Genomic DNA, 19,293 nt, shown 5'->3' with positions numbered 1-19,293 from the left:
ATGAATAACGATTTTAATACCACCCTCGCCGCGATGAGCATCGAAGATAAAGTGGCGCTACTGACCGGCAGCGGCCTGTGGCGTACCGCATCGCTGCCGCAGCACGGTATCGAAGATATCATTATGACCGACGGTACCTATGGCGTTCGCTACAGCAGCGCGCAGATTGATGGCCGGGAAAAGTGGAGCATGGATGATTTTATTTCGGTCATCACCCAAACAGCAGACCAGGCCAGCGCGGAAGAACCTACCGCGAAAGGGGGAAGCGAGGCGCTCTTCAGCACGTCGCTCCCGGCGACCTGCTTTCCTAACGGTTCCAGCCTGGCCTGTAGTTGGGACGTGGAACTGGTGCATCAGATGGGGCAGGCGCTGGGAAGAGAGTGCCAGCATATGGGGGTTGGGATTCTGCTCGGACCGGGCATTAACATCCGCCGTACGCCGCTGGCTGGTCGAGGCTATGAATATTATGCCGAAGACCCGGTGGTCAGCGGCGACATTGCTGCTGCGCTGATCAACGGTCTGCAGCAGGAGGGCGTCGGCGCCAGCCTGAAACACTTTGCGGCGAACAACTCCGAGTACCGCCGTACGGAAATGGATTCGATTATTGAAGAACGGGCGCTGCGGGAAATCTACCTGGCGGGTTTCCAGCGGGCGATTACAAAATCCCAGCCGTGGACGGTCATGTCTTCGTACAATCGTCTTAACGGCGTACAAACTTCGCAGGATCCGTTTTTACTCACTCAGGTATTGCGCGATGAGTGGGGATATGACGGCCTGGTCATGTCCGACTGGTACGGTATTAAAGATCGCCCGGCATCGCTGATGGCAGGTAACGATCTGGCGATGCCGGAAACCCGCCGCGATAAACAAACTCTGCTGGCGGCTATTGAATCCGCAGAGGTGCCGATGGCGGTGGTAGACCGCGCCTGTCTACGCATGCTGAAACTGCTCGACAAGGTTCAGCGCCATCGCCGCCCGGAAACGCGAGCCGATTTCCCGGCGCACCACGCGCTGGCGCAGCGCCTGGCCGGCGAATCCATTGTCTTGCTGAAAAACGAAGATAGTCTGCTGCCGCTGCATCCGGAGAAAACACCGCGTATTGCGGTGCTGGGTAAACCAGCCCAGGAGCCGGTGATCCAGGGGTCCGGATGCGCGACAACGGTGCCGTATCTGCTCGACCGCCCGCTGGATGAAATTTTCGATCTCGCCGGGGACGATTTTAGCGTCTCATGGGCCGTAGGCGCGCCGGACGATCTGCGCAGCGATGAACAGGCGCTTGCGCAGGCCTGCCGGGTCGCTCAGGAAGCCGACGTGGCGGTGATTTTCGTCAGTACCGCCGTGGGTGAAGATGGTGAAAATGGCGATCGTCAGGATCTGAATATTCTGCCGGTGCATGAACGGTTGATTCGCGAAGTGGCGGCAGTCCAGCCGAATATCGTAGTGGTGCTGGCAAATAGCGATGCGGTGGTGATGCCGTGGCTTGGCGAGTGCAAGGCGCTGCTGGAAACGTTTTTTGCCGGACAAGGAATGGGGCGCGCGGTTGCGGAAATCCTCTTCGGCCAGCGCAACCCTTGCGGTAAATTGACGGTGACGGTGCCCAATACGCTGGAGGAAACGCCGGCCTGGCTGCACTATCCGGGCGAAAACCTGCGCCATCATTACGGAGAAGGGCTTTTTGTCGGCTATCGCTATTACGACAAGCGTTGTCTGACGCCGCAGTTTCCCTTCGGTTTTGGCTTAAGTTATACCCGGTTTGCTTACGATAATATTGCGCTCTCAGCCTCCCGTGTAGGCGCAAGCGAGACGCTTACCGTTTCGTTCGATCTGACCAACTGCGGAGAGTATGCAGGCAAGGAGATAGTTCAGCTGTACGTGAGCGCGCCTCAGGGAGAGCTGATTCGCGAAGTGCAGTCATTAAAAGCCTTCAGTAAAGTGGCGCTGGCCGCAGGGGAGTGCCGCCGGGTCAGCCTGCAGCTGCCCATCGGCGACCTGGCCTGCTATCATCCTGGCCTCGGCGACTGGGTCGTGACGCCGGGGCTCTGGCAGATCCGAGTCGGCGGCTCATCGCGGGATCTGCCGCTGACGGCGGAAATCGAAGTGGACTGCCCGCAGCGGTACGTCCCGCTTCGCGATGATAATTCGCTGCAGCAGCTGATTCAGCAGCCGGAAGCTTTTGCCCGGGTAGTCAAGTTGATTGCCGATAAGAGCCAGATGCCTGCGGAACAGGTCCGTGAAAAACTGATCCGCCTGGCGCCGGATTTGTTCTGCGGGCTGCTGATTGCGCTGACCGAGTTTCTGGCGCTGGATATTGAGCGCGACGAACTTAACGCCGTGCTGACAGGGCGCTGAGCGTTGCCAATGACAGGAGAGTGCGCATGTTTCCTTTTTCAGTGACTCACCCCGGTTCGCTCACGCAGAGCGGACGACAGACGGCGAACAGCGGCTACGAGCTGATTGCCTTCGATGCCGAGAAGCTGAACGTGTTTGCCGCGGAGGTTCGCTACTGCGAGCCGCACTGGCATCCGGCTCCTGAGCTGATTACCGTACTGGCGGGGCGGTTTACGCTCGCCGTCGGCCAGCAGAGCCTGGAGCTGGCGCAGGGGGACATGCTGTACATCAATGCGGAAGAGGTTCATTCCCTCAACGCGGAGGCGGCGGGCAGCCAACTGGTCACCGTTCAGTTTTCGCCCGGCCTGTTTGACGAACTTCACCCCTCGCCGCAGCTGGAATGGAGTACCTGCGGACGATCTTACACTGCGGCGGACAGTGAAGTGCATCAGCGGCTGGCGGGGTTACTGAAACAGCTGATCGACAACCCTGCGCCGTTTCAGCGTATCGCCGCCATTTATCTGTTACTGGATGCATTAGTCTCCGCCGGCAAGCCGACGCAGCGCGGCGAAAGTTCGCTGCGCGACGAGGCGATGATCAAAAAAGGCATAGATTTTATCAATCAACACTTTGACCAGCCGCTGACGCTGAGCGAGGTCGCCTGCCATAGCGGGATGAGCTACTCCTGGTTTTCGCGGCTGTTTAAAAAGGTGAGTCGCTATAATTTTAAAGAGTATCTGACGCTGGTGCGGCTAAACAAAGCCCGCACGCTGTTGCGCGATACCCGTACGCCGATTACCGAGATTAGCCACAGCTGCGGATTTCAGGAGCATAAATACCTGATTGCCGCCTTTAATAAATACTGCGGCGTTACGCCGACTGAATATCGCAAGCGCTTCGTTTCACGGCAAAATATTGTCGAAAGCGAACTGGCGCCGGGGGAGGATTGCCTGTGTCTGCCGCTCAACCATGCGCTGCTTGAGCGGCTGGTGGCTAGTAGTCGATCCCCATCTGCGCTTTGATACCGGCATCAAACGCGTGTTTCACCGGACGTAGTTCGCTGACGGTATCGGCCAGTTCGGTAATTTCACGGTGGCAGCCGCGTCCGGTAATAATCACCGTCTGCTGCGCCGGACGGTTGCGTAACGCGGTAAGCACCTCTTCCAGCGGCAGATAGTCGTAGGCCACCATATAGGTGAGCTCGTCCAGTAAAACGAGATCGAGGCTTTCATCGGCCAGCATGCGGCGCCCGTGCTCCCAGACCGCGAGGCAGGCGGCGGTATCGCTTTCGCGATCCTGCGTATTCCAGGTAAAACCGGTCGCCATCACCTGAAACTCGACGCCGTGGGGTTCGAGCAGATTGCGCTCGCCGTTCGGCCAGGTGCCTTTAATAAACTGCACGACGCCAGCTTTCTTACCGTGCCCGACGGCGCGGGTGACGGTACCGAAGGCGGCAGTCGTTTTACCCTTACCGTTGCCGGTAAAAACGATCACGATACCGCGCTCTTCCTGCGCGGCGGCGACGCGAGCGTCAACTTTGTCTTTTACCCGCTGCTGGCGTTCGCGGTGGCGTTCATCACTCATTGTGCGATTCCTGGTTTGCGGCCCGGCTGGGCGTCAAAAGTCATTCCCGTCTTACGACGACTGTCGTCGCCCATCAGCCACAGGTATACCGGCATGATATCAGCGGGGGTTTTCAATTTTTGCGGATCTTCCGTCGGGAACGCATTGGCGCGCATTTTGGTGCGGGTGCCGCCTGGGTTAATGCAGTTGACCCGCAGATGGCGGTTTTGATACTCCTCGGCCAGCACCTGCATCATGCCTTCGGTAGCAAATTTCGACGCGGCGTAAGCGCCCCAGTTCGCACGTCCCTGGCGGCCGACGCTGGAAGAGGTAAAGACCAGCGAACCCGATTCGGATTTGAGTAATAAAGGAAGCAGTGCCTGGGTGAGCATAAAGGTGCCGTTCACGTTCACCTGCATCACCTGCTGCCACACTTCCGGCTTTTGTTGATCCATCGGGCAAACGTCGCCCAGCAGACCCGCGTTATGTAGCACTCCGTCGAGGCGCGGGTAGTGGATGGCTATTTTCTGCGCCAGCTGCTGGCACTCCTGCGGCGTGCAGGTTAACAGGTCGAGAGTAAACCAGCGGGCGGGAATGCCGCCAGCCTGCTCAATCTCTTGCGCGACGCCGCGCAGTTTCTCTTCATTGCGTCCGACCAGAATAACGCTGGCGCTATAGCGGGAATAGGTCAGGGCGGCTTCACGGCCAATGCCGTCGCTGGCGCCAGTAACCAGGATGATGCGGTCCTGTAACAGGTGACGTTGCGGTTGATAGTGCACGGCGACTCCTCGGGCGATCTGCTGACGATCGCGCTTGCTGTTCGGTATCTCACTTTTGCGCTTTATGCCTGAAAGCGACAATCTAAAATTAACCTTATTTCTCATTAAGTTAGCGGGAAGGGTTCAAAATAATCCTAAACAATTTCACTACCCCACATCTATAACATCCCACTCCCTTCCTCGGTCATTCCGGTACTGAGAAGCCATTGTATCTGACTTATGGCCCAGCAATCTTCGGGAAAAGTCCTTACCTTCCTGCTTATCGTACATCCTTGCTGACAGGCTTCTTATCTCATGGAAAGAGGGCGGGACGCCATCAAACTTCAACCCGCTTTCCTCTCTTGCCAGTAGAAAGTATCTGGACAGCGATTTTGCTGATACTGACTCTCCCTTTTGAGAGGTGAGTAGTTGGTTTGTTGAGTGGCTTTTCACGCAGCGCTCTATTATATCAGACAGGCATAGGTTAGCAGCAGCCAGTTTTATTTTGAGCGGAATAGCGACCTTTGAGCTGGTCTTGCCTTGCTCGATGTGCAACAGCCCATTACTGATATTCGGCCTCCTCATTTCTACCAGGTCGCCCAGCCTTTGACCTGTAACCAAAGCCAAATCCATAGCTACTCCAACCCATGCCGGAAATTTGTCTGCTGCCTTTCTGATTTCCTGATATTCATCAAACGTAAGTCGTGAGCGCTTTACCGTGTATTTAGCTGTGCGCGTAGCTGTGACGGGGTTTTCACTGATATGCCCCTCAACTATTGCCTCGCGGAAAATGTCGCTCAGCGTGGAGCGTAGAAGCCTCGCCATAGGTGCTTTCCCTTCATCAGCATAGTCATTAAGAAGTGATGCTATAAATCGCGTAGTGATTTGCGGTAGCGGTAAATCATCAATTTTCTCGCGGAGTGTTCTTATCTTGCTGGCGTAATCCCTGAGTGTTTTCTCCTTCAGTCCTCTCCCCGCGATAATGACCTCATATCGAACCAGCCATTGATGAAAAGTGATGCTGTCAATGCCAGCTATGCGAGTGGATAACGGCTGTCTTTCCTCTCCTTTGAAAAACTCAAGATTGGCCTGTATTGCTTCCGTAATTGCCACCCTCCTGTCGCGGCCTAACCCGAACTCTTTCCCTGAGCGCGGGTCACGGTATGAGTAGTAGCCATTTTTGCGAACATAGAGGTTAGGTGGCAAATCACGCCTTTCGTAGCTCCTTCTTCTTCCCATCGTTTATTCTCTTAATTATTGAGTTGGCTTTAGCTGGTCTTTCAACACGCCTTGCTTTCTCATGAAACACATAATCACGACCAACCTTCTTCGGGGCTGGATATATCAGGCACTCCCGCACCCAGCGCCGGACAGTTTCAAGGCTGCGCGGGATTGGCTGCCGGGCATTCCACTCCTGAAGCGTTAAGTACATCTTTTTACCTCCGCAATATCACGCAATAAAAAAACCGCCTCAGCGGGCGGCTTCAGATTTAATTTCTTCAATGCGTATATTTGTCACATCTGCATGTGCGATTTGCGCCCACATCATCCAGTGGTCATGGCAGTCATTCCAGTCTTCTGCCTCAATGACGCGATTGAACGGCTCTCCATTCCATTCACCAGTCACTCTAAATTTCATGTCTGTCTCCACTAAAAACCGCCCGGAGGCGGCTATTGACCAAATACAATGCGAGGGCCGCCAGAATGACCGAGCAACTCCTTCATGCGCTTATATGTTTCAGGTGCCCTCCCTGTATCGAGACTTATTTCCTTTTTTAGTAGAGATATAAGAGAGTCCCATTCGTCAATAATTGGCGCGAATTGTTTGCACTCTTCAGCTATTGCCGGGAATGCGTCTTTTATTTCCGGTATTTCTTCAACAAGCAACATGCAGCGCTTTAAGTCAGACGGGTCACTTGGCGCATCAAAGCGTGAACCATAGATATTTCTTTTAAGCCCAAGCGCAATAGATGCCATTGTTGCACTACTGACTCCCACATGACCGCTTGCTTGCCACTGCATAACCTTCATGGCTAAATCACTCATGATTTACTCCCAATAAAAAACCCGCACTCGGCGGGTTATGTTCATTCGATGGTTGGTGATTAATTCAAAGGGTCAGGCTTTTCCCTGAAGATGCAATCTTTTATCAATGCAGCATCTGGTTCATCTCCATGAATGGCAATCAGGTATTCTTTGCCGTCTTCATGTGCAAATCGATGTAATGAGAACAGATAGTTTATAGGTTGGTATACAGGCTCTCCTGCAGACTGTACCGGGTGCGATGCCAGTTCCATTGTTTCACCTGCACTAAAGCGTGTTGAGCGTTTGGCTCCTTTGTAACCACCACCAAAAACAAGTACGTGATTCATTGTGTCTCCCCCGGTTATTTACTTCTTGGCGTTCTGCTCAGCCATTTCAATATACCGAGGGTCACTTGCCCGCGGTAGCTGGATGCTCTGCTCGCGATAGTAGCGCACGCGTTCCATGAAATACTCACGCAGGTCTTCTGGCTGTTCTCTGGCTACCACTTCCGCGACTACCGGCATGTTCAGGCGATCTTTGTAAGCGACTCCGGACGCGGCAAGATCAACGTTGACCTTGTCCTGCTCTTCTTTCTATTTGGCTGCAATGTTCCACTGTGACATAAATCCCCCTCTCGGTTTATGAAGGGGAGTATACATCAGGAGGATGATAGCTTGGCTTCCTGAATCATTAGGAAGACAATAGCTAAAGCTCGAAGTGGATTTCTGTGAGTGGCGTTAGCGCCAGATTCATGACTTGCTTTCCATACCGTTTTCCCTGCTGGCTCAATGGCTATTCTGAGCTTCTTCAATGCAGGGAAAAGTTCTCCTGCGCGTCTCAATGGAAAGTAGCCGGTGGTCTGTACCGAATTAAGACAGTTCCATGAAAGCTGTGCGCCAGAATCGTCATAGGGATTAATTGTTGCGGTGTATTTGGGTTTTAGAAAGTACGCAAGTCTTACGCTAATTTCACCATCACTCAGTTTGCTGTAATCCATCACATCCTCCCTTGTCTCTTCAACAACTCAAAATCACCCTGGCAGCTGGCACATCGCTGGCAGCCTGGCACTTTAACCCGGCGCAACTCTGGAATGTCATCACCGCAATCACAGCAGTGTGTTGCTGATACTGCGTTGTGGTTAATGCGGTGGGCCTGTATAGCGTTATTGCGGAGAAGCTCTTCAAGCTCGCTGGCCTGGTCTGAAATATCTGCGTTCATGCTGCCTCCGTAACTCCAATGTAAGCACGAATAAACTCGGCTGCTGCCTGTGCGTTTATGGCATTGCCGTACCCTTTCAGGCGGCCGGCGCGGTTGCTGCTTGCCACTCTTGCCACCCCGGGCTCGACTCGTCCCATTCGTGCGGTAGCCCCATCAACCAGCGGCTCAAGGCCGGGTTCAACTGGACGCCATTTTCCATCTCGACATAAGAGCCAGTCCGCATCTCGCCAAAAACCGTTAACCTCAAGGGCCCGCATGTGTATGCCTGGCGCGGTAGCTGATCGAGTCTGTCCTTTCCTTCCCGCTGCGCAGTCATTCCCACCGAGTCTTTCCAGTCGCGCGACGTTGGCGTTACCCAGCCCGCCAATGCCGATGCCGATTGCAATCCCGGCGCCGGCCCGCGCTTCTTGTCCGGCGGCCTCGGTCCGCCTGTCATATCTCCCACTACTGGCGTGGGCCACCCAGTAAGCCCGCTCTCTGATGTGCGGCGCACCGATGCCCGCTGACGTAAACGGCACAAGCCCGAATGCGTATCCCACTCCTTCCAGGTCTGCTTGTACAAGGTCGAACCATGTGTTTGCGTTACCTGCTGCAACCTGTTCGCCAAAGACATGCTGAGGTCTGCACTCGCTGATGAGGTGGAAGAAGTGGGGCCAAAGGTGCCGCTCGTCAGCAAACCCATCTCCTTTGCCTGCCTTGCTGAAAGGCTGGCACGGGCAGGAACCAGTCCAGACCGGGCGATCATCTGGCCATCCGGCGAGGCGTAGGGAATGAGACCAGACGCCAATTCCGGCGAAAAAGTGGCACTGGGTAAATCCTCTGAGGTCGTCAGGTGTGACATCTTCAATACTCCGTTCGTCAACTTCTCCCGGGGCGATATGCCCGGCGGCTATGAGGTTACGCAGCCATTGCGCTGCGTATGGGTCGATTTCGTTGTAGTAAGCACTCATATCAGCCCATCCTTTCGCAAATAGCCCAATTTCTTTTTGATGGCCCACTCGGTACGGTTCAGTTCTGTGGCTATGCGCTTAACAGTCATGCCGCCCTTGCGCATTGTAATCAGCCTCTGCGTTTCGCCATCACTCCACAGCGGCCGGACATAGGCGGTACTAACCTGGTGCCTTTGCGCAAGGTAGTAGAAGCGAGCAACGGTTATTCCAAGTTTCTCAGCTGCGCGGCACGCAACCATTTTCCCGGAGACGCTGCGAAGCTCCTCCGGTGAGATATTTTGTTTTTGCATTGCGACAATCACTTAATGAGGAGAGAAGGCTTGCCAATTTTTAATTGCGCGCCGGGGATTTGATGCCCTGCTTTAAGCTCATGCTTAATTGCCAGTTTGTCGGGTTTGATGGTGGTTTCGTATTCGACGAATTTAGCTGGTAGGGCGCTTGAATCTACAATTTCTACAGATTCAGCTGGCGATCTGATTGTCACCTGATGAATCCCGGCTCTGATTTTCTTAAGGCCGGCAGTTGATAGAGCGAGGGAGATGTATTCCTGAATTCTCTCTACTCGATTCAGGGTTGCCGCTGCCCTCTCATTGAGTGACTTAGCCTCTTCCTTGAGGCGTTCTGCGTACCCGGTTTCGTTTTTGCAGATGGCAAGCAGTTGCTCAATTTTATCTTTTAACTCGCCTTCCATTCCTTCCAGAGTGTCGGCAATCAGCTCAGGCTCCAGGTCTTCATCCAGTAACTTCGCGTAGTCATTGGCTATTTCGTAAAGCTTACTCACTGGTTACCTCCAGTTTTGCCTTGCACTCTGCGTAAATGGCTTGCACGTTCTGCTGCAACTTCATTCCTGATGTGCGCTTATAAGCATCGGCAAATACCCGCTTGAGGTCATCCATGGTTTCTGCCTGAGCCATGTCATCACAGAGTTTCTGTACATGATCGATAATCTCCTGCTGGCGACGGCGCTCATCTTCCCGAATATCTTCCTCTGATTTATGTGGCATCACCGGTTCCGGGAAAACGCCTTCAGTTTCATTCAGGATATTTACTGCATTGTCCAGCCTTTCAGAACGAGGCCAGTATTTATAAGCTCGCTTCACGATGGTTTTTCTAGCCATCTCAGACCAAAAATTTACCCAAGGGCCTTTTGGTGAGGTGCCTGCCTTGCTTACTTTTCTGATTTCCTCAATCTCTGCGAGGCTCATCTCTTCTGTTAGGTAGTCACCATCGGCAGTTTTAACTGTGCAATATCCACCTATAACTGAACCACGGTCTTCAGGCGTGGCATATGGGTTGTATTTATGCGCCGGGGCTTTATCAAGGCCGAGATTTTCATACGCGTCGCTGGCGTGAACCAACTTGCATTGCCCCCACTTGATGACGCCAGCTGACTGAGCCAGGTGTAAAAGGCCCATATAACTGATATCTAGGCACACCATACCGTCACGAGGTACCAGATAAGCGAGCTTGCTGGCCGGGTTAAGCGTGATGCCAATGGCTGCCACGTTGATAATGGCGTTCTGCGCGCTAGTTGGATTTCCCAGCGCTGTTTTTGCCAGAAAGTCATTTTTCTGGAAGTACTGAATTGCAAACTGGCTTTCCTTGGCCCACGTTACGCTCTGGTCTGTTAATGCGCCGCAGAACAGCGGCTCCTGTTGTCTGACAAATTCAACAATTGAGGTCATTCTGTGGCCCATCCATATTGTTCTTCCCACTCTCGCTCAGCCTGGTCGTAAGCGATCGCGGTAATAAAGTCGTTGTAAGCTTCGCGGCATTTTTCTGACTGAATAGCGAGGCGAAGAACCTTGCTTACTGAGCCAGCTGTAAACTCCAGCGGCTCACCAGGAGCAAGCTCTGTAATTTCCTTTGCGCGATTATCAATCCATTGTTCACGCTGAATGCGAGCCTGATACGCAGACTCCTGTTGTGCATCAATCCTGTCCTGCACGTAATATGCGTTCATATCGCCTCCTGTTCAGAATGCACGAAGCCCGTAGCTGTAATAGCCGACATGGTTAAGTTGGTTAGTTTATTCGGTTTGTGGGGGAGGGTTATTTTCCGAGAGCTTTATTAATGGCTGCGCGTGCGATTGATTGATGCCAAACCGGCAACACTTGAGAATTCAGCATTAATTGCAACGCTTCCAGCAACTCCGGCGCAGCTGCTATAAGGTAAGCATTGGCAAACTGCTCAGGGCCTGATAAATGCCTATTGCCTCCTTCATCTCCCCAATGCTCAAACCCTTTTTTGTCCCAATCCATGAGAATTGCCGTTCTCTCTGCTGTAACGACTTTGAAGCCTTTCCCATCAATCACTGAAACTTCATCTACATATTGTTGGACAGCCGACCAAGGCCCTGGCGTACCTTTAAACTCTTGCATTTCCCCTCCGGTACCACGGCATACCAGCCGCAGCTTTCATCTCTTCGTTAGCTTCCATCCACTTAGCACCATCACCATTCTTTCTGGCGATACGCGCCTTGATTTGAGCTAACCGCAATAACGTGTGATTAATCTTCATGTTCACCACCATGTAATAGTCAGCATCAGATAGATGACAGCAGCCCACACAACAGCACCAAACATTGCTACATAGCTCATAGAGCGCCAGCCGTTTCTGCTCATTGTTAACTCCTGAGGTAATAAAAAACCGCCCGGAGGCGGTCATTGATTCTTGGGTTATCAAATTCTTTCCATTGACTCTATTTTTTCTTTTAAACTTATCAGCCCGAGGTTTTCTCTTGCATCATTAACTACTTTTTTAAGTAAATCATCAGCAATAAAACTCAACTCGTCGTAGGCAATAAAAACATGCTTACTGCCTTCCTCAACTTGCTTATCGATTAGTTTCGTTTTATGAGTAAACTCTTCTATTGATTCGCTCGTGGTTCTGCTGAGAGTCAACGCAGCCGTGTATAAATGCCTTTCCATACGCTTCCCAATCAAAGCCATTTTGTCCCAATCTATCTCTGGACTGTCATCTTCCCTTGCATATCCATGGTGTTTGTCTTCTTCAAAGGCATAGAGATTTGCATATGAGTCACGCATATAAATAAGGTCGTCAATCAGAGAAATATATGTCTCATAATTCTTATCCCACCATTTCTCCCTATAAAACTTTCGTAAGGCTAATTTCGACGCTACCCATGCAGCAAAGCCGCCACTAACAATGCCAACAATAATTTTCGAACCCAAGTCGTAAAAGTCAAAAGCTGATGCACCCATGCTTCACCGCCACTCCGTTAAGGTAATGGACGCATTTTAAAGGGTTATCATATCAACGGAATAGACTTTCCTTTCATCTTCTGCCGACCGCTGCAAGTAATGCCGCGCTCGCCAGGCTGTTTGTACCAGATGCGGTTTTTACGCTCTGCAATCTCTTCCTGAGCTGGTTTATCGCGGAGGCTACCCAATGAGGTAGCCCGCTCTACTCGTGACACGCACCCGCCAAGGATTCCACCAATTCGATTCTCTAAACGCTTCTCGGCAGCTTTCTTTGCATTGAAGGCTGCCAGCCTACGAGCTTGGTTACGATTCATTAGATTGTCTCCTGTGAGTTCTTTGGTGGTGTGGTGGCTGGAATCGAACCAGCTCCCATCGGTGCGATGCCGATTGCAGTACGCGCAGCGTTCCGCTACATGACTAGTATTTTCACAGTCGCCTATCTGCTAGCTCGCCATTGAGCTTCACCACACCACCAAAGAACTCTCTTTGGCCTCAGATTCTGAGGAGCATATTGTTAATGAGCAGCCTGACTTCCTGTCTGGCGCGGCTGATAACTCTTGTTGCCACATCGCTGTTTTGTTGCGATGAAAGAAAGATAACCTAAGTTATGTTGTCGAGCAATAACTTAATTTATAATCATTGTGGTAAAAGTTATATTTTATTGATAACAAAAGGAATTTAGTTTCGTAATTGCCACATGCTATGCTCACAAAAAACACAGGAGACTACATGAGACCGCCGATCACAAAGGAAGAAGTCGAGTTACTGATGCAGGATATGGAGATGCTGGCAGAGCAGCAGCTAGTAGGACTGGAGGCGTTCGAGGCTCTGAGACTGCTGGAGATGCGCAGACAGACCGGTAAGATGGAGGCTATAAAGCGATTGATATCGTATGGGAAGGAGTAGGGCAGTAAAAACCCGGCGCGGGGGCCGGGTTGGGGGGGTTATTCGGCAATATCTATAGCATCAAGATCGGCGCCTTTAAGAACTGGATGCACCCTCTCAAGAAGCTCAATGAAATCATCGTAGTTATCGCAAACTTTCATCAATGTAACGATACCAGCAAACCTCTTTTGAAGCATTTCGTTTCCTACCCCCTCAGAAAGGAACTGATGCATTTTTGCTCCTTGCTTGTTGGCTTTTGCTCGCTCTTCTTTCAGAATAGCCTTGAGATCTGGAGCCATTCTGTCATAGGTGATGTTATTTACAAGATGGCCAAAATACTGAGGTTTTCTCATATTAGCCTTAAATGGAACCCCTCGAAGTCGGCATAACTCTTCGAAAAATTCTGGCGGGTACACCCTAACCCAAGGGCGCATTTCTTTGGCGATGAACTGTTCAAGAAGTTTGGCAAGCTCATCACGTTCACGCTCTTTCTGATAACCAGTAGCTTCATCGACAAGGGCAACTGCGCCAACGCGAGCAAGAGCTTTATATAGCGCTTCAGCCTTTCTTGCGGTGTTGAGGTGGTGTCTTTGTTTTAATGCTCCGTCTTTCTCTGCTGCTAACCAGACCTCGCATAATTCTGGAAGCAGAGTAGCATCAAGACCATACGCCGCACCAACTCCAGAGGCATTCTTGAAAACAATTGGCTCAGAAATGGCCGCACGTAACTCATCAGAAATGTATGGCTGCAATTCAGTTGCCTGCAAAACATATGGAAGCTGCCCAGTTCCACCACCAGGAACCCACCTTGGCATTTTTGAACCTACAGACACACCAAATGTTTCAGCAAGCCCGTTATTACCCTGCATTGAAACAACACGCCTTCCATCTGGAAGAACCGCACAGGAAACCCCGGTTGACATTAAACCTGTATGGGTGGGCTTTGGCGCAGATCTAACTACGGCTGAGATGGCTGCTGCTTTTTTGGAACGTTCTTTTTTGTCCATATCTTATCCTTACGGTTAGGGTACGAACATATATTAGCTAATTACTTAATAAGCAGCAATGCTATGCTAAATTCGTTGTTAGCTATTTTTTGGATCTTTCTTGATAAGTCACTGTTATTATTGGGATAATAATTTTTTTTATTTTAGCAAAAATAGGAATAAGCATCCATCGTGCGCTAGTTTATAGATATGCTAAGGTTTAAATCATCCAATAAAAAGGCCGCATTTCTGCGACCTCTCATCATCCAAGCACCCTATCAACCCAAGTCCAGAACCCATTGCCACACAATCAGCGCGACTAGAACGGCAGCTATGATGACAACCAGATACTTTCTCACCATGCTGAGAATCCCTTTAGGGCATTGTCCTGAAGCATAAACACACATATGCCCGCCACTATGACTATCAGTGCTAGCACAAAGATAAGCGACCTCATGAGTTCTCCTTTCAGTCCGTTACCAGTGAAAAATCAGCAGTGAGATAGCCATAACCGAGATCAGCGCTACCAGTCCATTGAAGAAATGTTCCTTCATCTCTTGTCTTGCTCCCTTGAGTTTTTGTCCCTTTACAGCTTCCCATACTGGATTGATTCATGAAGTAGGGCTTTACCCATTACGTAAAGCTGATCGCAATTCTCTTCGCTGATAATCCAGTCTTTATATGCCGGGTTGTCGGATAGTACAGCCAGTTCAAGCCCTTGCATTTGCAGTCGTTTAACATGGAACGTTTTCCCGAAGACAAACGCATAGACCCCATCTGTTGTGAACTCACGCACAGCCACATCAAAAAAAAGTCTGTCGCCCGACTTTATTGTCGGATACATGCTGTCGCCGTCTACGGTCATCACCTTGATGTCTTTCGCTCTACGGCTGCCAAAGAGAGACCTGGCGTGATCGTTGGTGAACTCGATTGCAGACAGCACTTCTACCGCTTCTGAAAGCATGTATGTTCCCGGCCCAGCGCTGACCTTCAAGTCCAGAACCTCAACGCGATAATTATCATTTCTCTGGAATTGCACCGGCTCCTGACCGTCCGATCTCATCGGCCCGCTCCCTGAGGAAAGCCATTCAGGATTGACCCCCAGCGCACGGGAAATCTCAACCATCTTACGGCTACCTGCCGTTTTCCCCGATGTCATTTTTTGAATGGCTGGCTGGGAAATACCTACAAGCTCAGCAAGCTGACCCTGAGAAATACCCGATTCTGCCATTGCTGACACAAGACGTTCTGCGAATGTTTTCATAAAAAGAATCTATAACCACGGTTATGGAAAGTAAAATAACATTGGTTATGGACAATAAGCATAACTTGAGTTATCTTTACTTCATCCTAAGTACGGATAGGTAAAATCCATGAATAAAGTTATCAAAAAGGCTTTAAAGATTGTTGGCAGCCAGAAGCGTCTAGCAGAGATCTGCGGCGTAAGTCAGCCAGCAGTCCATAAATGGCTCAACGGAGGCTGCGTATCCCCTGAGAAGGTAAACGCCATCGTTTTAGCCACTGGAGGAATGGTTAAGGCTTACGAAATTCGCCCCGATCTTCCTGACTTGTTTCCGCATCCCAAAAATGCCGCCTAATCCCAGTTAAGGATTACCGCTCTTTAACAATCCAGCCGTCAGAATCTGACGAACCCAAAACAAAAGACGCATCACCGAATGCGTATATCTAACTAATTTTCAACACCAAAGGAATTTAACAAATGGAAAACTCAATTAACCGCAACAAGGTCAATGCCCGGCGCATTGAGTCCTGGTTGCTCAACCGAATCGCGCTTAAAGGCGGGAACAACGTAGCAAAAGAGATTGGCGTCGATAAAGCGCAGATCACCAGATGGAAAGAAAGCTGGCTGCCGAAGATGGCGATGCTGCTTGCGGTGCTGGAGTGGGGTGTCGTTGATGACGATATCGCAAGACTGGCTAAGGAAGTTGCAGCGGTTCTTACAAAGAAAAAACGCCCCGTTGCAGCGGAGCGTTCAGAGCAAATCAATATGGAATTTTAACTGGATCAATTCACAGGTGTAATTATGCCAGGACAACTTGAGCTTGTAAACAGCACGCCTTATTCATTCATTCGAGATGAAGTATTGCGCCTGGAAAAGAAATACTCCATGCCAATTGAGATTGGTGGACCAATTCCAGAAACAATCAACTCAAAGGGTTGGGTGTATATCTTATCCAATCCTTTTATGCCTGGACTTTTAAAGGTAGGCATGACAACAACCTCACCAGAAGCTAGGGCGAGAGAGTTATCCGCTGGGACGGGTGTTCCGGCAAGGTTTGTCGTCGAGGCTTCTTACTTTTCTGAAGATCCGAGAGGTGATGAATCAAAAATACACAAAGCCTTATCTGAGTATCGCGTCAACAATGGCCGCGAGTTTTTTCAGTGTTCAATAGCTCAAGCACATGAAGCTTGCAGATCTTACTGTCTGTGCGAAACGGAATCGACACTTGAAGAAATTGCCAATGACTACGTGGCGATCTGTGTTGATAAACCAATCAAGTTAGATCTTAACCAGTGGTTTGAAGAGTTCTGCATCCCTCACATAGGCTGCTCAGTGAACGTCGCGAAAATTATCTTCGAATTAGGTTGCTCAAGACTTGATGACATCAATCGCGACGGGATTTCCATCATCATTGAGAACGAGCAAATGAGGGGCGTCATGAGTGAATCTCACCAAAGCTATCTCGCCTATCTAGAAGAGATTCATGAGCGAGAGATAAACACTGGCGTGTTTGGACCAAGAGAGCTGGCAGGTTTCTGATGAATAATGTTTGCAGAGTTGATTTCACCAACAAAACCCCATTACCTGACAATGCAGGAGGTCACATGGCCGACCTGTCCAACGGGTACACCAAGGTCGCCAATGAGATCCAGAAGCTAAAACCTCGCCTGAGACTTTCAGGAAGGGAGTGGCAATGTTTTGAAGCGGTGATATGGCTCACCTATGGATGGAATAAAAAACAGGATAGGGTAACGAACACAGTGATTGCTGACATGACGGGGCTCAGCGACACGCATGTTTCTGACGCTATCAAGTCTCTGGCTGAGCGAAAAATCATCTTCAGCCAGAAGCAAGGGATGATGAAAATTGTAGGGGTGAATACTGATATTTCTGCCTGGATTTTAGAAAAACCGGAAACGGGAAGAAAATTCCCGAAAACGGGAAAATCCTTCCCGAAAACGGGTAAAAGGTTCCCGAAAACGGTAGACACCCAATACAAGAACAAGAACAGTATTAAAAACACTTCGTCCGAGAATTCTTACGAATCCTCAGACTCGCTACCAAAACGCCTTCCAGTTGTCCGGGATGGTGCCGCAGTGCAAACGCCAAAAGGCGATAAGTGGGGAACCGCTGACGACCTGAAAGCTGCCGAATGGATTTACTCGAAAGTTTGCATTGTTGCTCCGTCAAGCAAACAACCATCCTGGGCGTCATGGGCCAACGATATTCGCCTGATGAGAAACGCCCTTGAGGTGACCCATCAGGACATTTGCCAGACATTCAGTTGGGCCAACAAAGATCGGTTCTGGCAGTCAAACATACTCAGCCCGGCAAAGCTTAGGGACAAATGGGAAACGCTAAAAATCCAGATGAACCAGCCCGGGAAAAATCAGCCAGCCGCGGAGGTGCCAACAGCACGCCACTGGAATGATAGTCAGTCCTGGAGGGAGGAATTCCTGTGAGAAATCTTGTTCAGGCAATACAAAACCATGACGGTGGCGCACTGGCCCGGATGGCTGGCGATGGCCCTGTACCTGCAGAGCGCGGGGTAAATCAGGGTGACGAGCGCCTTGTCGATATTCTGTTTAACAACCTGAAACAGCTCTTCCCGGCTTCAATGTCCACGGCATTGAAAGACCCGAACGATGAAGCAGCTGCAAAGCGACAGTGGATAGCCGCTTTTGCCGAAAACGGAATTAACACCCGAGAGCAGCTTAAGGCTGGCATGCAACACGCCCGAGCCAGTGCATCACCGTTCTGGCCTTCGCCTGGACAATTCATTGAGTGGTGTAGGGCTGGAGAGTTTCACGGTGCCGGACTGCCGGATGCAGAAGCGCTACATGAAATGTTCCGGCTATTCTGCCGTGATCGAGGACTGTATGACTGTGCTGAAAACTACCCCTGGAAAAGCAATGCCTGTTTCCACATGGTGACGGCGGTCTACAACCAGATGCGGTCATTCAACCTGACTGACGGCGAGTGTCGGAAGCGCTGCGGCGATGAGCTCAGAAAGATGGCTCGAAGGATTGAATCCGGAGAAGAAATACCACCACCTCGGGCTCAGCTGCCACACCTGCACATCCCGCTTACCAACGAGAAAGGATTGCAGAAAATTGCAGAGCTTAGAGCTAAGCATGGCCTGAGGAGCAAAGGGCATGGAACGTGAAAGAGAGCGCTTCGAATCCCTTTTCCTGAGTATCTTCCGCAACAAATATCCCATCTCCAGAACATTCACCGGCTATGAAAATCCGTTCGTGGATAGCTGTTTTTTCTTCTGGCAGAGCGGCGCAAATATTGAGGGGCATCATGGATAATCTTCAACAGAAAATCATCGACTACGTGCGTGAAAATGAACCAGTAAGCATTGCTGAAATTGTTAAGCACACCGGAGTTTACCGGAATAAATTCTATGTAATTGTCGCTCCTCTACGCGAGCAGGGTTTGCTGTTCAGTCGCGGCGGCCTGGGTGTTTTTTACAATCAGCAGAGTTTCAGCAAGTGGATGGATGACGGTGGCAGGGAAATGCTTTCTCAGCGGGGCAGGGCTGGTTCAGAAGCAAGCCTGAAAACACGCAGAGAGGAGCCATGGAGAGCACGTGAAGGTAGTTTGAAGTGCATTGTGATGAGTTGTCTGAAGAACTCACCAAAACCTCTAACACTCGGCCAGATATCTGACGCAACAGGCATACCAACAAAATCTGCATCAGGAACAATTTCCTTTCTGATTCGCATCGGTTGCATCACTCACGACGGAAAAAGATTCGCCAGGAAATATTCGCTTGTTGAGGGCGTCACACCTGAGCCGGTAGCCATTGTCCAGCGTCATGGCAAGAGAGGTGGATTCGTATTGTTCAATCCTGCCCGCAACGGCGTGGTTGAGGAGTACATGAAAAGCCCGGCCCGTCAGAGGCTGATGGCAGTATACGGGAGGATGGGATGACAGAAATCTACATTGCTGAATCACTAACGGGGCTGATTGCGATAATCGGCCTTTTTTATGCCCGGAGGAAACTGTAATGGCATTTGTATCGATTTTCGAATTCTCCAATTCACCTGATAGGGAACCGGCTTTAACCATCAGGGAAAGCGGAACGTGCTATATCACGAAGAAGAT

General features: G+C 50.7%; 30 protein-coding genes and 1 pseudogene. 10 read left to right on the top strand and 21 right to left on the bottom strand.

Annotated elements, in window-relative coordinates; genetic code table 11:
• Both ABLV12_RS20230 and ABLV12_RS20225 read left to right on the top strand, forming a co-directional pair.
• A complete protein-coding gene (locus ABLV12_RS20230) occupies positions 1 to 2,349 on the top strand; it encodes a glycoside hydrolase family 3 C-terminal domain-containing protein (protein WP_064398388.1) in 2,349 nt (782 codons plus the stop codon).
• Between the two features lie 26 nt (positions 2,350 to 2,375).
• Positions 2,376 to 3,350: an AraC family transcriptional regulator gene (locus tag ABLV12_RS20225; protein ID WP_004101380.1), complete on the top strand. Its 975-nt coding sequence runs from the start codon at positions 2,376 to 2,378 to the stop codon at positions 3,348 to 3,350.
• On the opposite strand, the gene cobO is transcribed toward ABLV12_RS20225, so the two are convergent.
• The 19 genes and pseudogenes from cobO to ABLV12_RS20130 form a co-directional block, all read right to left on the bottom strand.
• Complete coding sequence (gene cobO, locus ABLV12_RS20220; protein WP_004101381.1) at positions 3,322 to 3,912, bottom strand: cob(I)yrinic acid a,c-diamide adenosyltransferase; 591 nt, start codon at positions 3,910 to 3,912, stop codon at positions 3,322 to 3,324. The genes ABLV12_RS20225 and cobO overlap by 29 nt on opposite strands.
• Positions 3,909 to 4,670 (bottom strand): YciK family oxidoreductase, encoded by a 762-nt coding sequence (locus ABLV12_RS20215; protein ID WP_004112423.1) that lies wholly within the window; start codon positions 4,668 to 4,670, stop codon positions 3,909 to 3,911. The genes cobO and ABLV12_RS20215 overlap by 4 nt, the downstream gene beginning before the upstream one ends.
• A 147-nt stretch (positions 4,671 to 4,817) precedes the next feature.
• Positions 4,818 to 5,888 carry a phage integrase Arm DNA-binding domain-containing protein gene (locus tag ABLV12_RS20210; protein WP_348867295.1) on the bottom strand — a complete coding sequence of 357 codons (1,071 nt, stop codon included), beginning with the start codon at positions 5,886 to 5,888 and terminating at the stop codon, positions 4,818 to 4,820.
• Entirely contained in the window at positions 5,857 to 6,081 is a 225-nt protein-coding gene (locus ABLV12_RS20205; RefSeq protein WP_348867294.1) for an excisionase, read from the bottom strand. The genes ABLV12_RS20210 and ABLV12_RS20205 overlap by 32 nt, the downstream gene beginning before the upstream one ends.
• A gap of 39 nt (positions 6,082 to 6,120) precedes the next feature.
• Positions 6,121 to 6,288 (bottom strand): hypothetical protein, encoded by a 168-nt coding sequence (locus ABLV12_RS20200; RefSeq protein ID WP_348867293.1) that lies wholly within the window; start codon positions 6,286 to 6,288, stop codon positions 6,121 to 6,123.
• Positions 6,289 to 6,320: 32 nt separating this feature from the next.
• The gene (locus ABLV12_RS20195; RefSeq protein WP_348867292.1) at positions 6,321 to 6,695 is read right to left on the bottom strand and encodes a hypothetical protein; all 375 of its coding nucleotides are present in this window, start codon (positions 6,693 to 6,695) and stop codon (positions 6,321 to 6,323) included.
• Positions 6,696 to 6,754: 59 nt separating this feature from the next.
• A complete protein-coding gene (locus tag ABLV12_RS20190; RefSeq protein ID WP_348867291.1) occupies positions 6,755 to 7,021 on the bottom strand; it encodes a hypothetical protein in 267 nt (88 codons plus the stop codon).
• An 18-nt stretch (positions 7,022 to 7,039) separates the two neighbouring features.
• Positions 7,040 to 7,297, bottom strand: a pseudogene (locus ABLV12_RS20185) (DNA polymerase III subunit theta).
• Between the two features lie 35 nt (positions 7,298 to 7,332).
• A complete protein-coding gene (locus ABLV12_RS20180) occupies positions 7,333 to 7,671 on the bottom strand; it encodes a hypothetical protein (protein ID WP_348867290.1) in 339 nt (112 codons plus the stop codon).
• Positions 7,671 to 7,892 carry a TraR/DksA family transcriptional regulator gene (locus ABLV12_RS20175; RefSeq protein WP_348867289.1) on the bottom strand — a complete coding sequence of 74 codons (222 nt, stop codon included), beginning with the start codon at positions 7,890 to 7,892 and terminating at the stop codon, positions 7,671 to 7,673. Before ABLV12_RS20175 ends, ABLV12_RS20180 begins: the two co-directional genes overlap by 1 nt.
• Positions 7,889 to 8,842, bottom strand: a complete 954-nt coding sequence (locus tag ABLV12_RS20170) for a DNA cytosine methyltransferase (protein WP_348867288.1) — start codon at positions 8,840 to 8,842, stop codon at positions 7,889 to 7,891. Before ABLV12_RS20170 ends, ABLV12_RS20175 begins: the two co-directional genes overlap by 4 nt.
• The gene (locus ABLV12_RS20165; RefSeq protein WP_348867287.1) at positions 8,839 to 9,132 is read right to left on the bottom strand and encodes a sigma-70 family RNA polymerase sigma factor; all 294 of its coding nucleotides are present in this window, start codon (positions 9,130 to 9,132) and stop codon (positions 8,839 to 8,841) included. The genes ABLV12_RS20170 and ABLV12_RS20165 overlap by 4 nt, the downstream gene beginning before the upstream one ends.
• Before the next feature lie 8 nt (positions 9,133 to 9,140).
• Entirely contained in the window at positions 9,141 to 9,623 is a 483-nt protein-coding gene (locus ABLV12_RS20160; protein WP_064349284.1) for a siphovirus Gp157 family protein, read from the bottom strand.
• Positions 9,616 to 10,527 (bottom strand): recombinase RecT, encoded by a 912-nt coding sequence (locus ABLV12_RS20155; RefSeq protein ID WP_348867286.1) that lies wholly within the window; start codon positions 10,525 to 10,527, stop codon positions 9,616 to 9,618. The genes ABLV12_RS20160 and ABLV12_RS20155 overlap by 8 nt, the downstream gene beginning before the upstream one ends.
• Positions 10,524 to 10,805 carry a host nuclease inhibitor GamL gene (gene gamL, locus ABLV12_RS20150; RefSeq protein ID WP_348867285.1) on the bottom strand — a complete coding sequence of 94 codons (282 nt, stop codon included), beginning with the start codon at positions 10,803 to 10,805 and terminating at the stop codon, positions 10,524 to 10,526. Before gamL ends, ABLV12_RS20155 begins: the two co-directional genes overlap by 4 nt.
• 88 nt (positions 10,806 to 10,893) lie before the next feature.
• On the bottom strand, positions 10,894 to 11,223 hold the full coding sequence (locus ABLV12_RS20145; protein ID WP_348867284.1) for a hypothetical protein: 330 nt from the start codon (positions 11,221 to 11,223) through the stop codon (positions 10,894 to 10,896).
• Positions 11,210 to 11,374, bottom strand: coding sequence for a host cell division inhibitory peptide Kil (locus ABLV12_RS20140; RefSeq protein ID WP_348867299.1), 165 nt, complete (start codon positions 11,372 to 11,374; stop codon positions 11,210 to 11,212). The genes ABLV12_RS20145 and ABLV12_RS20140 overlap by 14 nt, the downstream gene beginning before the upstream one ends.
• 149 nt (positions 11,375 to 11,523) lie before the next feature.
• A complete protein-coding gene (locus ABLV12_RS20135; RefSeq protein WP_348867283.1) occupies positions 11,524 to 12,066 on the bottom strand; it encodes a hypothetical protein in 543 nt (180 codons plus the stop codon).
• A 47-nt stretch (positions 12,067 to 12,113) separates the two neighbouring features.
• Entirely contained in the window at positions 12,114 to 12,380 is a 267-nt protein-coding gene (locus ABLV12_RS20130; protein WP_348867282.1) for a transcriptional regulator, read from the bottom strand.
• 415 nt (positions 12,381 to 12,795) lie between these two features.
• On the opposite strand from ABLV12_RS20130, the gene ABLV12_RS20125 reads away from it, so the two are divergent.
• Positions 12,796 to 12,972: a hypothetical protein gene (locus ABLV12_RS20125; RefSeq protein WP_187416072.1), complete on the top strand. Its 177-nt coding sequence runs from the start codon at positions 12,796 to 12,798 to the stop codon at positions 12,970 to 12,972.
• A 38-nt stretch (positions 12,973 to 13,010) separates the two neighbouring features.
• On the opposite strand, the gene ABLV12_RS20120 is transcribed toward ABLV12_RS20125, so the two are convergent.
• Positions 13,011 to 13,958, bottom strand: a complete 948-nt coding sequence (locus ABLV12_RS20120; protein ID WP_348867281.1) for a P63C domain-containing protein — start codon at positions 13,956 to 13,958, stop codon at positions 13,011 to 13,013.
• A 565-nt stretch (positions 13,959 to 14,523) separates the two neighbouring features.
• Positions 14,524 to 15,201 (bottom strand): helix-turn-helix transcriptional regulator, encoded by a 678-nt coding sequence (locus ABLV12_RS20115; RefSeq protein WP_302121356.1) that lies wholly within the window; start codon positions 15,199 to 15,201, stop codon positions 14,524 to 14,526.
• Between the two features lie 109 nt (positions 15,202 to 15,310).
• Between ABLV12_RS20115 and ABLV12_RS20110 the strand changes: the two genes are divergently transcribed.
• From ABLV12_RS20110 to ABLV12_RS20080, 7 genes are all read left to right on the top strand, one after another.
• Positions 15,311 to 15,535, top strand: coding sequence for a helix-turn-helix domain-containing protein (locus tag ABLV12_RS20110; RefSeq protein WP_348867280.1), 225 nt, complete (start codon positions 15,311 to 15,313; stop codon positions 15,533 to 15,535).
• A 122-nt stretch (positions 15,536 to 15,657) separates the two neighbouring features.
• Positions 15,658 to 15,957 carry a CII family transcriptional regulator gene (locus ABLV12_RS20105; RefSeq protein ID WP_348867279.1) on the top strand — a complete coding sequence of 100 codons (300 nt, stop codon included), beginning with the start codon at positions 15,658 to 15,660 and terminating at the stop codon, positions 15,955 to 15,957.
• A gap of 24 nt (positions 15,958 to 15,981) precedes the next feature.
• Positions 15,982 to 16,719 carry a GIY-YIG nuclease family protein gene (locus ABLV12_RS20100; RefSeq protein ID WP_348867278.1) on the top strand — a complete coding sequence of 246 codons (738 nt, stop codon included), beginning with the start codon at positions 15,982 to 15,984 and terminating at the stop codon, positions 16,717 to 16,719.
• Positions 16,719 to 17,642, top strand: coding sequence for a replication protein (locus ABLV12_RS20095; protein ID WP_348867277.1), 924 nt, complete (start codon positions 16,719 to 16,721; stop codon positions 17,640 to 17,642). Before ABLV12_RS20100 ends, ABLV12_RS20095 begins: the two co-directional genes overlap by 1 nt.
• Complete coding sequence (locus ABLV12_RS20090) at positions 17,639 to 18,346, top strand: replication protein P (RefSeq protein WP_348867276.1); 708 nt, start codon at positions 17,639 to 17,641, stop codon at positions 18,344 to 18,346. The genes ABLV12_RS20095 and ABLV12_RS20090 overlap by 4 nt, the downstream gene beginning before the upstream one ends.
• The gene (locus ABLV12_RS20085) at positions 18,336 to 18,494 is read left to right on the top strand and encodes a hypothetical protein (protein ID WP_177954316.1); all 159 of its coding nucleotides are present in this window, start codon (positions 18,336 to 18,338) and stop codon (positions 18,492 to 18,494) included. The genes ABLV12_RS20090 and ABLV12_RS20085 overlap by 11 nt, the downstream gene beginning before the upstream one ends.
• Positions 18,487 to 19,119, top strand: a complete 633-nt coding sequence (locus ABLV12_RS20080) for a DUF977 family protein (RefSeq protein WP_348867275.1) — start codon at positions 18,487 to 18,489, stop codon at positions 19,117 to 19,119. The genes ABLV12_RS20085 and ABLV12_RS20080 overlap by 8 nt, the downstream gene beginning before the upstream one ends.
• The last annotated feature ends 174 nt before the right edge of the window (positions 19,120 to 19,293 follow it).

The sequence above is a fragment of the Klebsiella sp. CN_Kp100 genome (assembly GCF_040065315.1).
Lineage (GTDB): Bacteria > Pseudomonadota > Gammaproteobacteria > Enterobacterales > Enterobacteriaceae > Klebsiella > Klebsiella oxytoca.
Note: the sequence above shows the minus strand (reverse complement) of the source record. Positions and strands in the feature narration are given on the sequence as shown.

Bases quoted from the DNA above. Each gene is read 5' to 3' on its own strand.
- ABLV12_RS20155 (WP_348867286.1), bottom strand. From the start codon at position 10,527: ATGACCTCAATTGTTGAATTTGTCAGACAACAGGAGCCGCTGTTCTGC.
- ABLV12_RS20110 (WP_348867280.1), top strand. From the start codon at position 15,311: ATGAATAAAGTTATCAAAAAGGCTTTAAAGATTGTTGGCAGCCAGAAG.
- ABLV12_RS20175 (WP_348867289.1), bottom strand. From the start codon at position 7,892: ATGAACGCAGATATTTCAGACCAGGCCAGCGAGCTTGAAGAGCTTCTC.
- ABLV12_RS20225 (WP_004101380.1), top strand. From the start codon at position 2,376: ATGTTTCCTTTTTCAGTGACTCACCCCGGTTCGCTCACGCAGAGCGGA.
- ABLV12_RS20210 (WP_348867295.1), bottom strand. From the start codon at position 5,888: ATGGGAAGAAGAAGGAGCTACGAAAGGCGTGATTTGCCACCTAACCTC.
- ABLV12_RS20165 (WP_348867287.1), bottom strand. From the start codon at position 9,132: ATGCAAAAACAAAATATCTCACCGGAGGAGCTTCGCAGCGTCTCCGGG.
- ABLV12_RS20140 (WP_348867299.1), bottom strand. From the start codon at position 11,374: ATGGTGGTGAACATGAAGATTAATCACACGTTATTGCGGTTAGCTCAA.
- ABLV12_RS20230 (WP_064398388.1), top strand. From the start codon at position 1: ATGAATAACGATTTTAATACCACCCTCGCCGCGATGAGCATCGAAGAT.
- ABLV12_RS20085 (WP_177954316.1), top strand. From the start codon at position 18,336: ATGGAACGTGAAAGAGAGCGCTTCGAATCCCTTTTCCTGAGTATCTTC.
- ABLV12_RS20135 (WP_348867283.1), bottom strand. From the start codon at position 12,066: ATGGGTGCATCAGCTTTTGACTTTTACGACTTGGGTTCGAAAATTATT.
- cobO (WP_004101381.1), bottom strand. From the start codon at position 3,912: ATGAGTGATGAACGCCACCGCGAACGCCAGCAGCGGGTAAAAGACAAA.
- ABLV12_RS20190 (WP_348867291.1), bottom strand. From the start codon at position 7,021: ATGAATCACGTACTTGTTTTTGGTGGTGGTTACAAAGGAGCCAAACGC.
- ABLV12_RS20125 (WP_187416072.1), top strand. From the start codon at position 12,796: ATGAGACCGCCGATCACAAAGGAAGAAGTCGAGTTACTGATGCAGGAT.
- ABLV12_RS20105 (WP_348867279.1), top strand. From the start codon at position 15,658: ATGGAAAACTCAATTAACCGCAACAAGGTCAATGCCCGGCGCATTGAG.
- gamL (WP_348867285.1), bottom strand. From the start codon at position 10,805: ATGAACGCATATTACGTGCAGGACAGGATTGATGCACAACAGGAGTCT.
- ABLV12_RS20130 (WP_348867282.1), bottom strand. From the start codon at position 12,380: ATGAATCGTAACCAAGCTCGTAGGCTGGCAGCCTTCAATGCAAAGAAA.
- ABLV12_RS20200 (WP_348867293.1), bottom strand. From the start codon at position 6,288: ATGAAATTTAGAGTGACTGGTGAATGGAATGGAGAGCCGTTCAATCGC.
- ABLV12_RS20095 (WP_348867277.1), top strand. From the start codon at position 16,719: ATGAATAATGTTTGCAGAGTTGATTTCACCAACAAAACCCCATTACCT.
- ABLV12_RS20195 (WP_348867292.1), bottom strand. From the start codon at position 6,695: ATGAGTGATTTAGCCATGAAGGTTATGCAGTGGCAAGCAAGCGGTCAT.
- ABLV12_RS20180 (WP_348867290.1), bottom strand. From the start codon at position 7,671: ATGGATTACAGCAAACTGAGTGATGGTGAAATTAGCGTAAGACTTGCG.
- ABLV12_RS20080 (WP_348867275.1), top strand. From the start codon at position 18,487: ATGGATAATCTTCAACAGAAAATCATCGACTACGTGCGTGAAAATGAA.
- ABLV12_RS20170 (WP_348867288.1), bottom strand. From the start codon at position 8,842: ATGAGTGCTTACTACAACGAAATCGACCCATACGCAGCGCAATGGCTG.
- ABLV12_RS20100 (WP_348867278.1), top strand. From the start codon at position 15,982: ATGCCAGGACAACTTGAGCTTGTAAACAGCACGCCTTATTCATTCATT.
- ABLV12_RS20145 (WP_348867284.1), bottom strand. From the start codon at position 11,223: ATGCAAGAGTTTAAAGGTACGCCAGGGCCTTGGTCGGCTGTCCAACAA.
- ABLV12_RS20120 (WP_348867281.1), bottom strand. From the start codon at position 13,958: ATGGACAAAAAAGAACGTTCCAAAAAAGCAGCAGCCATCTCAGCCGTA.
- ABLV12_RS20115 (WP_302121356.1), bottom strand. From the start codon at position 15,201: ATGAAAACATTCGCAGAACGTCTTGTGTCAGCAATGGCAGAATCGGGT.
- ABLV12_RS20205 (WP_348867294.1), bottom strand. From the start codon at position 6,081: ATGTACTTAACGCTTCAGGAGTGGAATGCCCGGCAGCCAATCCCGCGC.